Below are 12,643 nucleotides of genomic sequence, written 5' to 3'. Positions count from 1 at the left end.
AAATTATCCTTTCTAAATTTTTCAAAAGGCGTCCTGACCAGACGCTCAGTGACATCCGGTAATGCGGACAGGCAGTTGCGAGAACGCACTCTTCAGCGCTGTCGGTCGTTGTTTTTCCGCTTTTTTAAGGCCGGTTTCCTGCTGCGCCTCAACGTTGTCATTCAGTGCCTGATTGAGTTCCTGCCACTGATGCCAGCGATCCTGCACCGCGTTCTGTGAGCCGCTCTGATAACGCACCATGACTTCTTTGATGCCCAGTGCCGTCAGCTGAGCGGCATCATCCGGGAAATCTTCCGCTTTGAAACGATGCTGCCCGTCGGAAATGTCCTGCAGGAAATCAGGCCATGCGGCGTCGCCGAAGTATTCGTACGTCAGATCGAAACCAGGGAACTTGATCACCAGCGTGGCACGACTGCAATGCCCCGGACGCCAGCGGAATGCCGCCTGTTCGCTGAAGTTCATGCTATTGAGCTTCCACTGTTGCTCATCGCAGAACAGCGTCAACTGAGTGCCCACCGGCATCAGCCGCGCACCGCCGGGAATGGTGGCAGGCAGGCTTTTAAGCGTCAGTTCCAGCGGTTTTGCTTCCAGTGCTGCCATTTGAGCCTCCAGATCGGCCTGCTCATCTTTCAGGGCGGCCAGCGCATCGTCATTGCGGGTATTTTCACGTTCCGGCATCGCCAGCACGTCATCCGGACGCAACACGTGATTGACCATTCGCAGAAATTCCGGTGTCAGACCCGGTGTCTGCCCGTTGAATTCGCCCGCTTTTGGCCCGTTATCTTCAACCACCAGCACACTTTTTGCCGGTCCACGGATAAAGTCAGACAGGTATTGCCACGCCAGATCCTGTTGGTCGTCGTACTCCAGACGGCTGGCATTATTTTCCATTGGCCACAGCACCCGGCTCTGCCATTGCTGTTCAAGCCAGCAGGCAGAACGCTGCATGGCATGCGCCACCAGCCAGTGCGCATCATTCTGATACAACGCCCACACCGCGTTGGAGGCAAAATCATCGCGTTCCGCCGACAGGCTCTTACGCAGCACGTTAAAACGGCTGTCGAGTAATTGCAGTGGATTGCTGTCGCCCGCCGCGCCGGTCTGGAACAGTCCGCGCGTCAGACGATCGCTGCTTTTCGGCGTAGCAAACACGTCCGAAACCGCCGCATGCAGACTGTTTTTCCAGGCATTCCAGTTTTTCACATTGAGATCGGAAAGCACGGGTGTCAGGGTTTTGCTGTCGATTTTCAGCAGTGCTGAAATTTTCTTCTGAAAAGACTGCTGGACCTTGCTGATACGCGGTATCAGCGCACCGGGTACCGACATAGCCTGTAACTGATTCAACCGGCGCAGCTCGCGCAACCAGGGCTCGGCATCCTGAGCACGGATGTCTTCTAGTTGTTCATTGACGTAACGGGAAAATTTCATTGATGGGCTGTTACCCTGATCGAGCGTAATCAGCGCGGTTTGCCACTCTTCGCTGGTCAGCTCCGGGGCGGGTTGCTGGTTCATCGCCAGCATCATCGTCATCCATTGCGTCTGGCGCAGCGCAGGCCAGTGCTGTTCAAAAGCCACTAGCGCAGGCATCGGGACCTGTTCACCTCCTGCGCGACGGATTTCCTTCAACCAGCCCTGAATTTGTGCGGTGCCCTGTAGCGTCCACAGACCACTGACCTGCGTTTTATCCTCATACGAGGGCAGGAAATCCGTCAGATTCACTGGCGTCAGATCGCCTGAAGGAGCCACCAGCCATGCCATCTGCGGATCACTGTTGACCAAACGTCCGAGCAATTCGCGCAGTACCACAAGTTGCTTGCCGCCTTCCGGCAACTGTAACAGCGCGCGTTGCAACACTACATCCTGTTGATAGGGTAAGGACACGGTGGCCCCGGTCATGCTCAGCGCCGCCGGAACCGGCGCCTGTTTTATCAGCTCACTGACCGGCTGTTTTTCCCACATGGCCTGTTTAGTGATAAGCGTGCTTGCCAGGTTCAGAATCAACTCGCGTTTTTGCTGTGGATCGGCGTCGGTGAACAGCTGCTGGTAGTTATCTGCTATCTCCCGCAGGTTCACCTTATCGCGTGGGGATGCAGCAAGAATGCTGGCCTCAAGCTGCGTATGGCGATGGTTGAGCACGGGAACAAAAGGTAAATATTTCAGCGGATGTGCATTCCAGTGTTCAATGTTCTCAAGCTGCTGAACCTGCGCCGTGACATCCATTTGCGCGGGCGAGCCCCCGGTGAGGCGGTTGGTGAAATAACCGGAAAACAGCACATAGGTTATTGCCAGCACACTGAAGGTCATCGCCCCCCATTTATGCAGATAGCGACGGCCAAACCCGACAGGCTCAATTTCACGCTGGCGGCTTAGTTCAGGCAGTAATCGGGCCATCAGGTCATGGATAAAGAAAGCCTGACGCGAAGCACTGTTTTTGCTGACAGGTTCAGTGGCGGTAAACCAGATACCACCCAGTGCTGCGGGCTGAAAGTAAGCGTCCGGCTCACACAGGGCGGCCAGATAACGTTGCAGTGCAGGTTGCAATTTCGGTAGCTGTTCAGGGAAATCCATCAACGCCAGCGTGTCGCCATCCGGTTCGCCGCCCGAAAGCATGCTGACACGCACTTTATCCAGCCCGTCTTTCACGCACGTAAACAGCGGATCCAGCAAGGCCGGATCTTTCCCGTCGACGACAGGCGAACGGCGCCAGTAGTAACCCAGCGGTTGCTGGCGCTGTTCGGCGGAGAGATTATTGGCCCAGTGGCTGAAACCGGGCACCCGGTCACAACAAGTGATAAACAGATACACCGGCAGACGGCGTTTGACTTTACTGACCAGCGGTTCGATCTGCGTGCGGATATGCCGCGCATGCAGATGCAGTTCCGCGTCATCTTTTTCGAGCAACTCACTGACCGACACGCACACCACGATGCCACCCGGCGCAGGCAGACGGGCACACCAGTTCACCAGACGCAACCAGCCGCGCTCGAAGGCCGGGGTTTTATTCAGAAAATGGCTGGAGAGGTCGAGAAAACCTGCGGAACGAAAAAACCACCAGCGTAAGGTTCGGGTCGGCACAACCAGAGAACTTTCCGGTTCATTAGAAAACAGCGGTAATCCTGCACCGGCCATCAGCGTCGTTTTACCACTTCGCCCGCCAGTGAGTATAAACCAGGGTATTGGCTGTTTGCGTCTTCTGATGCGCTTAATTACCGCAGCCCCGGTTTTCCAGTGTTCGAATAAAACATATTCCAGCCGGGTGAGTTTAAATCTTGCCTTCAGGGAGGAGATATATTTCGCCTGCGCCATACCGGAAACAGATCCCCAGACAAACCGGGAAAATAAAACGGCGAGGATCAATATCAGCCACAAAATTAATGCATGCAGGAGTGTTTGTTCGAAAACAACAGACATGACAATACAAACAATAAGTAACAGGCACAGAAATAGTGTCCATGCGACAAAGGAAAGTAATTTTTTAAACATGATAGGTTACCTGAAAAATATCCCTAAGCCGGTGGACAAAATCACTAAATAGACGACAACAGGCAGTGCCAGTAACAGCCCTTTACGCTGGCGTAGTTTTTTCACCACCGTTTTATTTTTTTCGCCGCCGCCTGCGTCCTGTTCAACCAGCAAGGCATTGTTCGGCCACTGACGCCAGGCTTGTGGCAAGCACTGCCGCTCATCCTCGATGCGCTGTTGCAAAAGCTGCGCATCCTGTGAGGTATATTTTCCGTGGAAGCCCATCAGCAGACAGAACAGATACACCATTCTCAGTTGTGTATTGGTTTTATCGGTTTGATCCAGCCGGTCGAAAAATGCCTCGCCGCCGACAGAAATATCAAAATAATATTTCTGCAACAGATTGCTTCGCCATTCTTTCAACCACTCCGCGCGGGATCTTAATACCCGCTCATCTACCCACAGCACCACCGCGAAATAAGCATCATCGCACTCTGCTTTTTCATGATGACGTTCTGACTCAAGCAGCGCCTGCTGTAATAAAGTAATAATTTTTTCGCGAAACTCTCTGTAATCAGAATATTCCTGCGGATTAATAAAAAACGCCGTCACATAGCGAAACAGCGGTAAATAACAATTGAGCAAACTCATCATGAAGGCACCACAAATATAATCTGCACCTGAAGATCTTCCGGCATGTCTGGCCAGTAGAAGGAAATGCTGCTGTGCTGCCGGGCTTTGTTCCACAATTCGCTATCCTGCTCGACAAGGAAATAATGCGAATCTCTGCGGTTTGGTACACCCCGCGGTGGCTGTGGACAACGAACTACCGGAATGCCCGGCAGAGCATGCTGGATCAGTGGTTCGATCATTCTTGGTGAAGCCAGTTTGATGCCACCCGGATTTTTTATCTGACGATTTTCCATCGGCATGCTGGCGGAACGTAACAGCAGCAGTACCGTTTCGGGATTTTTGCTCTGCGCGCTGTCAAAGCTTCCGGTGAACACGCCCTGAAGATCGTTTTCCAGCGTGATGTACGTATTGTCCTCAAGCACCAGACTGTTCAACAAGGTAATCAGCGTCTTACGGGCGCTTTCGAAACAACTCAGCAATTCATTGTGGTTGTAGGTTTGCAGTGAATTTTCACCGTCGTGCCACTCACCAAGGAAGGTGCAGCTGTCATTGAATGAGGAAAGATCGCCCACCAGCTGGCACAACACGTTGTAGACTTGCCATGGATGAACCTGGCGCGCCTGACAGAAATTTTTCAGTTGTGGCAACACCCGGTTGAGAGAACGCATCGCTAACAACTGTGTCACCTGGTCGCCACGGTCGGCATCGCTGACCAGTCGCTCTGAGCGTTTGTATTCTTCAAGCTTCCTGGCCCGCGCACTCAGTTCAAAATAAATAGTGTCAATCAGCTTGCCGAGGCTGAATGATCCAAAAAGTGTCACGGAAGGTGGCGAGAATGTCGGATCGAGGATCACCCGTTCGTTTTCATAACGCAGTCGGGTGAGTGGAATGCATTCGCAGTCAACCGCATCGTCTTTTTCAACGTCCGTCAGCAACCTGACGTTGTAGCACAGGCGTGCCACTGCAGCATCCGGCGCATGATCATAGACATCTTTCATCACCCGCTCTTCGCTGGTGTTGATCCAGCGCGTGACGGCGCGATCATGCTCTTTTTCCAGCGTGGTGACATTACTGTGCAGCGGATCAAAGCGACGTAAAGCCAGCCAGATGGTCAGCGGCTGATCGCGCTGTTTCCAGAGGTCACGGAAGTTGCGTTGTTCAACACGGCTGTTGCCGGGCAGTGAGAGCAAGGTACCGCCGGGCAAAATACAACGGATCTGCTCAACGCTGATCACGTAGTCGCTCAGTGCTGCTTCATTAATACTCACCTCAATCAGCCCGTGATTATAGGGCTGCGCCAGCCGCAAATGCTGCGCGAGGTTCCATTCATAATGCAGGTCAAGTGACTGAAAGTGCTGCGGCTGCAGATAAAGCCCGGAATGCCAGTAAATTTGCTGTTGTTCTGGATACATTATTTTTTCTCTCCGGCAACAGGGACATCTGCACTGACAATACTTTCACTGCCTAAGGTGACAGAAAGAGTGACCGGCGCTAAATGCGCCTGCCAGACAGGCTCCCACCAGCCAGTGCTCTCAGACTCTACCGGCACCAGTGCGCTGACCATGTGTTTCTTTACCGGGAACGGATAGTAGCCTGCGACCAGCGCCACATTGCGGGTATCTCGGGCGCGATCAATATGCACCGTGTTGGTTTGTCCCGGCATCATGACGTAACGATCCACCTGCAAAACGTCTCCTTCGCTGCCGGCACCGGCAAACAAGCTTTTCAGCGTCGCGGGATTACCCAGTATTTTATCCAGCGTTGGTTTATCCTTGGCTTGTAGCAGTAATACTGTACAGCTGTTGGGCATGTCGTTCAGGCTGTTCAGCCCCGGCTCAGCCCGCAGTTGCAGAGTGATAGCCCCATTCGCGAAAGGCGCAGCCACTTCACTGATCGCCTTCTGACGGCTTTGCCCATCATCTGACGCGCAACCTGCCAGCAGCATGACACTCAGTATCAGCCCGGTCAGTCCCCTTTTCCCCCTCATTCTCTGCCGTGTCCTTTCAATACTTTGTTGATATCGCGCATACTGCTGTCATCCTGCAACATCTCTTCCAGCCATTCGGTCAACGTCATAGCCGCCCAGCGCGCCGCACGCTCCATCAGAAAAGGGACGGGGCTTGACGGTTCGGTCTGACGGAAAAAATGGGCAATGGTCAGCATCTGGCTGATGGCCAGATCCCGTGACATCGTTTGTTTTTTGGTGTTATTCATCAGTGAACTGACGTCATTGGCTTGCTCATCTTCGTCAGGCATTAATACGTTAAGGGTCATCACGTCGTCATATGCCGGTGCCGCACGGTCAAACAGGCGTTTCACAAATTCCTGCATTTCGGCGACGGCACTACGCATCTGCCCCATTGCCAGAGAATCAGCCTGCGGATTCAGCTGACCATAGAGGGTTTCAAGCGTATCCAGCATAGTCATCAGTTGAGTTAACGCCTCGTTCTGTGCGGCAACTTTCTGCGGATCCAGTGTGGCAGCCCAACGGTTGAAGGTATCCATCGAGAAATCATCGTCACTGCCCCGTTCCGCAGCGCTGTCAGGTTTCATCGTCACCCGGTGCTCATAAGCGAGCACCTTGCGCCAGTGATCCAGCGTGCTTTCCGGCTGTCCAAACAGAGGATGACAATGCAGCATTTGCGCCAACTGGCGGTCCAGACGATTAATCATGCCATGGCGGATTATGACGCCGTCCTCATCCAGCTCCGGCCAGCCGGTTTGCCAGTAAGTTTGTATAAACGGTATCAGAAAACCGGTACCGTCCAGCAGGCCGCGGATCCCGTGCTGCTGGCTCAACCCTTCGATCAGCCAGCAAGCCACCTGCAAATCTTTGCTTTCTGCCTGCAAAACCTTCGCGCTTAAGCGAACGACTTTGCTCCAGTCGGCTTTACGCAATTCAGTGGCCCATTCGCCCTGCGGCAAATAGTCAGGATCGCTTTCCCGCGCCTCACGGATTTCGTTATAGACCGGCTCATATTCCATGTTGCGCCCGACAGGATGATCGCCACTGAACGGGGCAAGCAAGGGCTCAAAATTCATTATCATTTCAATACACTCTATGAAATCAGTACGGTCGGGCAACCCGCAACAATGGTTCCGCCATGCGCTGTGCTGTCGCCCATCCGCGCTGCGGGTTTACCGCCAATCAGCACTTTCGTGCTGCCCATGATGACCGAATCCGGTGGTCCGACGCACACTGCCATCGAGCCCATAGTCGCGGCAGGCATACCTCCGATAAGTACGGTCGGCGTACCGGGAGTGGTCACCGGTCCGCCAACGTGTGGGATCGGGGGTAAGCCGGGTGTCACCATCGGGCAAACATGCATATCGCCAACGCGAGCAGCGGGCTGTCCCATCAGTAACCTCCCCCGGCAGCGTGCCACTCAGAAAGCAATGTCTGTGCTCCCTTAAGTGGCGCGTCTTCCGCCGCGATCGCCACGCTGAGCAATTTCAACGCACAATGGAGCATCAGACGGGACAAATGGGGTTCTGGGTACACCGCATCGAACTCTGCGGGTGTCATGCTGCCTTGCATCCAGAACAGTGACAGGCCGAGCGCGCCAACGGGGGTATCAAACCCGAGCTGTTCTGCCTGCTGGAAAATACGAAAACGCCGGTCATCATCAGGATTTGCCAGCCACTGATGGATTTCACTGGCACATTGCTGCATCGCGGGTTCCTGTGATTCAGGGCGGGCCAGCGCCTTTTGCAGCGTCCATGCCAACAGTTTCTCCTGCACAGAATCAGCCGCCACGCTTGCCAGCGCATCTTCCCAGCGTTCTGCGATCATCAGTTGCGCTGCGTTTTCAGCGCCGTTTTGCAGCGGGTTGTAAGCAGCAAGCGCTTCCGGCGTGAGCAGTTTTTCTTTCATGTTATTCATTTCCTCAGCCAATCATCGTCACGCCGCCCTTGATCTGGGTCATACCGCTACCCTGAACAGTGACCATCGCACCTTTAAGTTCTGCCGTGCCCTTCCCTTCAATTTTGATCGTGGTGCCGCTCAGCGTAATGCCGGAAGGAGAAAGAGTAATTTTGCTGCTACCGACTTTTAATTCGATAGACTGGGTCGATTCAATAACGCAGGCTTTGTCCGCTTTGACCGTGCTACCGCCACCACTGATGTTTAGCTGATGGTTACCGCTGGTCAGGCTTTCCTGCAAATTGCCTTTAATATCCAGGGCATAATCGCCCTGTTTGAGCGTCAGGCTTTCATTACCTTTGGTTAACTCGGTCGTGCGGTTCTCACCAATGGTTTCAGTGACGTTTTTGGTAATACGGGTGGTGACGTCGTTTTTCACCGTCAGCAGCAGATCTTTTTGCGAGGTGATGACCAGACGCTCTTCGCCTTTTTTATCGTCGAAGCGCAACTCATGGCCTTCTTCAACATTGCCGTTGAGGGAGCTGCGTGAAACGAATCCGGCGTGATTTTTCTCCTCAGGCAGGCTCAGCGGCGGTTTGTTTTGCCCGTTGTATACCGAGCCGGTCACCAGAGGATAATCAGGGTTGCCATGCACAAAGCTGACCGTAACTTCGCTGTTGACGCGAGGCAGGAACATGGCGCCGAAACGGCCACCCGCCCACGGCTGCGAAACCCGCACCCAGCAGGAACTGCCATCGTCATGTTTGTTTTCGCGATCCCACGGGAACTGAATTTTGATGCGGCCATATTCGTCCGTGTGGACTTCTTCTGATTTTGGCCCGACAACGATGGCGGTCAGAATACCGGCGATTTCAGGTTGTCTGGTGAGGCACGGCGGACGCCAGGAAAGGCTGTCTTTCAACACAGTGAGCGCGTAGCCAAAATCAGGCTGCCCGTCATCAATGTTGCTTGATGCATGCATATGAACCGACTTGATTCGGTAGTTTCCCCGACAGGAAGGATGCCCGCTCAGAAGGAATTTATCGCCACAGCCTAGCCACCACACGCTGGCTTCGGCGTAAAACTGCTGGTTATCGGCCTCAAGCTGTTCCATCTTCAGCCGGGCTTCTGATTGCAGTAATTCGCGTTTTTCATGGCCGTGCGCGTCCACGTAGCTGACGCCCGGCACGGAATATTCCGCTTCCACGGCTTTCGATTCGCCCTCCACACTGGCTGCCTGCACAATGTTAAAACCTTTGAGCATCACGGAAGAGGCCGCCAGTGAAGAACTGGCCACCCAGTTCAGGATACCGACGCCATCGCCTCGCCCCTGCAGTGGCATAAAGGGTAACTCCGCCGTTTTGCCAGACTGATGGCTGGACGGATGATCGGCCAGTACCAGCGTGTGTTGCCCGGCATCATGCTGGAAGAAGTAATAGATCCCTTCCTGCTCAAGAAGGCGGCTAATGAAGTCAAAATCGGATTCGCGATACTGAATGCAGTATTCACGCGGCTGATAAGTCGCACGCAGACGCAAATCAATGTGGCTGATGTTCTGCTGGCGCAGCAGCTTGCACACTAAATCCGGTACGGTAATATTCTGGAAAACCGCCAGGTTACGTCCGAGACGCAACAATGCCATGCGCGGTTCCAGCGTACCGGTGAAGGTACTGATACCATCGACATTATTGTCTTCTTTAATCTGTGTCAGCACACCATGCACGTAGCGCTTTTGGTTGCCACGACCAATCTCACAGGCCATTTCATGCCCCAGAAAACGCCCCATCTGCGGAGTTATTAACGACGTGCGAAACTGGACCTGATAGCTGAAGGTGTCAGAGAATTGTTCATCGCCCTCGATATACATCAGCGTCAGTGAATCAGCGGCATCGCCAACGAAACGGATAAACCGGTTGTCTTGTCCTGCTACTTTCGACATTTTTTATTTTCCTTCCCGGCAGACGGGTAAACGAATTTTATGCTGGCCTGCTCCCTCGGAGGCCCCGAGACAAATATCCAGCCCGAGTTGCCCGCACCCCAACGAGGTAACGACGTTCGTGGTATTTTCGATCAGCAGATCAATATCAAAATCCAGACCCGGACCAACGTATTCACGCAGATGCGACCACAGATTTTGGTAGTGCTTGCCCTTTGGCAAAAAAAGACCGGCGTTTTTCATCGGCACCGGTCCCAGTGTCACCGTAAAATGTGATTGCCGATCCCAGTACACGCTGCCCAGCATGGGAGCAGCGGCCAGCGTATGTGACGGTTCTCCCAGCCGGCAACACTGGGCCGGGTCCATGACCTGCCATCCGCCGGTAAAAGGCGTGACTTTCGCCGCCACGGAAAAGCGGTGTTTTAACCAGGTTTCAACGTTGAGCATTGAGCGCACTGAATGCGCAAATAAATCAGCAAACTGCTCCTGCTGCAGAGATGGCGCACTGTTTGCCACGCCGGATAACGCACGGATTGCCTGACTCAGCGGCCGTGTTGCACTGAATTCTGCCATGGCGTAATAGTGATATTTCTGCCAGGCGAGATAGCGCAGGCTATGTAGCCGGTGGTTAAAAATGTCCAAAAAAGCTTTGGCAGTTTTGTCCCCATGGCGGTAATAGCGGTCGATCATCCACTCGGTGTATACCGTGGGTAACGCGCCCAGCGCCCCCGTCAGTCCCTGGGCGGCCACTTCAACTTGCCAGCGCTGCTGATCCAGCGGAGTTACCGACGTAATGTCACCTTTCGGCGCATCCAGCGAGAGCGGTGAAATGAAATCAAGTTGCGCTTCGAGCACCTGTTTGCTGTCTTTTCCCTGTGCTCTGGTCAGACTGCGTAACATCAGCCGCACCTGTTGGAAAAAGTTATGCGGACTGAGGATTTTGCTTAGATCCATGACAGCCTTCCTGCCCGCACAGGCCACGTCCGTGGAGTTTCACCCGGTGAGTCAATGCAGGTGATTACACGGGTGAAACTGTTGACCGGTGCGTACAACGCCAGGAAACAATCAATAAAGCGACACAGCAGGAAGTACTCAACTTCTTCGGCCGCTTCGCTGGCAAAGGTTATGCGGATCTCCATCCCCCGCGCCATGGAACGGGGATCCAAAGGCGCCAGCCGGGTAACAACCGGGCCAGACTCGACATGCAGGATCAGGTTGATCAAGCGGGTAATGCCCGGATTATCGACAAAGTTGTACAGCGCCAGTGATTCCCTGAGTACACGGGCGCCTTCCGGCCCACTGATCAACATATGGTTGAGCGAAAGCTGAGAAATCAAACGCCAGCGCGTAGCCTGCTTAGCCGGTGGCCTGACCGGCAGCGTCGGGCGTGTCAGCGCAATAATTTTCATGCCCGCAATCGGCAGCTCTGATTCGAAATCGCCTTCAGGAGCGCCGTTGCGCATGGCTGCGGGAATCTCACGATTGGTGCAGGTCAGGTTCATGCTGACAATGTCGCAACCGGGCGCTAACGGGCTTTCTCCCCGGTCAGAAAAAGCGATAAATAACGATGTGGCGACACCGTCATTTTGCATGGTTTCGCGGCGCATACATTGCCAGAACAAACCGGTTTCACCGTCACTGGCGGAATGGTCCAAACCAAACAATGGATAAACAGGCCGGGACTGTGTTTCATTGCCCAGTTTGCGCATCGCCGAAACGCCGTCTACAGACCAGACTTCCATCGCATCCTGGTGACGAATGTCAGGGATAACCGGATATTCCGCCGTTTCGTGATCAGGTGAAATCGGTTCGGCCCGATGGGCGAAAAGATTAACAGCAGGCGTGCAGTTGAGCAGAAACAGGTTTTCGTTCACCGCACCAGCTATTTTCTCCAACTGACGCGCTATCATGCAGCGGTTGAATTTCACCACCAGTGAAAGCTCGCTTTGACTGCCCGCCACCATGCCAGCAGGCAACGGCATATCAATAAAATGAAACTTTTGCGGGAAGTAAAAATAGTCCTGCAACAGGCTGTGAGTGGGCGAAACCCGTGAATCACCCGCAAGCAAGCCTTCATTTTCACCGAAGCCTGCGGCACGTATAGTTTGCGGCGACAGCGTATGACTCTGCCCTTGCTGGAAAACTGTCAGTGACTCAACTTCGCTGCACAGCAAGGTATAAAGGATGTTGACGATGCGACTGGCGCCGCTGAGATGCAACCTCAGGGAATCCGCCGCCAGTGTGGCACCGGGCCAGACCGATAATTGTATTTTCAGACTCCAGCTCATGTCATCGGCATCCAGATGCAGGCTGACGTTATGCAGACTGACAGGTTGAAGCGTAACCGGATAAGTGGTGCGAAAACGGCAGACCTGTCCGTTCACCGGACGGGAATATAATGCTGTTCCGGCGTCAATGCGGTTACTGGCTGTCAGCGCACTGACTTTGATATCTGGCTGCATTTGTACGACGCAAACCGAAGGAAAAGGACGCAAAAATTGCGGAGCCAACACCGTCAGCAATGCATCAGTCACTTCCGGCATATCCTCATCGAGACGTTGCTGAATCTGCGCCGTGACCAGCGCAAAGGATTCAATAATTCGCTCAATATGCGGATCTTCTGACGTACCTTCTGACATTCCTAAGCGTCTGGCGACTTTTGGAAAATGGCGGGCAAACGCCTTTCCCTGCGTTTTGAGGTAAGCGAGTTCATTCTGATAATAAGAAATTAATTTTTTCGCCAACATTAT

10 protein-coding genes are annotated in these 12,643 nt (G+C 53.7%); all 10 read right to left on the bottom strand.

The window, feature by feature from the left end:
* Positions 1 to 45: 45 nt before the first annotated feature.
* The 10 genes from LC431_RS07255 to tssF are packed head-to-tail and all read right to left on the bottom strand — an operon-like array spanning position 46 to position 12,640.
* Positions 46 to 3,483 carry a type VI secretion system protein gene (locus LC431_RS07255; protein WP_223509555.1) on the bottom strand — a complete coding sequence of 1,146 codons (3,438 nt, stop codon included), beginning with the start codon at positions 3,481 to 3,483 and terminating at the stop codon, positions 46 to 48.
* Between the two features lie 6 nt (positions 3,484 to 3,489).
* Complete coding sequence (locus tag LC431_RS07250) at positions 3,490 to 4,116, bottom strand: DotU family type IV/VI secretion system protein (RefSeq protein WP_223509553.1); 627 nt, start codon at positions 4,114 to 4,116, stop codon at positions 3,490 to 3,492.
* Entirely contained in the window at positions 4,113 to 5,507 is a 1,395-nt protein-coding gene (gene tssK, locus LC431_RS07245) for a type VI secretion system baseplate subunit TssK (RefSeq protein WP_013578184.1), read from the bottom strand. Before tssK ends, LC431_RS07250 begins: the two co-directional genes overlap by 4 nt.
* A complete protein-coding gene (locus LC431_RS07240) occupies positions 5,507 to 6,082 on the bottom strand; it encodes a type VI secretion lipoprotein TssJ (RefSeq protein WP_013578183.1) in 576 nt (191 codons plus the stop codon). The genes tssK and LC431_RS07240 overlap by 1 nt, the downstream gene beginning before the upstream one ends.
* Complete coding sequence (gene tssA / locus LC431_RS07235; protein ID WP_013578182.1) at positions 6,079 to 7,143, bottom strand: type VI secretion system protein TssA; 1,065 nt, start codon at positions 7,141 to 7,143, stop codon at positions 6,079 to 6,081. The genes LC431_RS07240 and tssA overlap by 4 nt, the downstream gene beginning before the upstream one ends.
* 11 nt (positions 7,144 to 7,154) lie before the next feature.
* Entirely contained in the window at positions 7,155 to 7,454 is a 300-nt protein-coding gene (locus tag LC431_RS07230) for a PAAR domain-containing protein (RefSeq protein ID WP_013578181.1), read from the bottom strand.
* Positions 7,454 to 7,969, bottom strand: coding sequence for a hypothetical protein (locus LC431_RS07225; protein WP_013578180.1), 516 nt, complete (start codon positions 7,967 to 7,969; stop codon positions 7,454 to 7,456). The genes LC431_RS07230 and LC431_RS07225 overlap by 1 nt, the downstream gene beginning before the upstream one ends.
* Before the next feature lie 13 nt (positions 7,970 to 7,982).
* The gene (locus tag LC431_RS07220; RefSeq protein WP_037032869.1) at positions 7,983 to 9,896 is read right to left on the bottom strand and encodes a type VI secretion system Vgr family protein; all 1,914 of its coding nucleotides are present in this window, start codon (positions 9,894 to 9,896) and stop codon (positions 7,983 to 7,985) included.
* Positions 9,897 to 9,899: 3 nt separating this feature from the next.
* Positions 9,900 to 10,847, bottom strand: a complete 948-nt coding sequence (gene tssG / locus LC431_RS07215; protein ID WP_013578178.1) for a type VI secretion system baseplate subunit TssG — start codon at positions 10,845 to 10,847, stop codon at positions 9,900 to 9,902.
* Complete coding sequence (gene tssF, locus LC431_RS07210) at positions 10,838 to 12,640, bottom strand: type VI secretion system baseplate subunit TssF (protein ID WP_112151403.1); 1,803 nt, start codon at positions 12,638 to 12,640, stop codon at positions 10,838 to 10,840. The genes tssG and tssF overlap by 10 nt, the downstream gene beginning before the upstream one ends.
* Positions 12,641 to 12,643 lie beyond the last annotated feature (3 nt).

The sequence above is a fragment of the Rahnella sp. GSA61A genome (assembly GCF_019969905.1).
In the GTDB taxonomy this organism is placed as follows: domain Bacteria; phylum Pseudomonadota; class Gammaproteobacteria; order Enterobacterales; family Enterobacteriaceae; genus Rahnella; species Rahnella aceris.
Note: the sequence above shows the minus strand (reverse complement) of the source record. Positions and strands in the feature narration are given on the sequence as shown.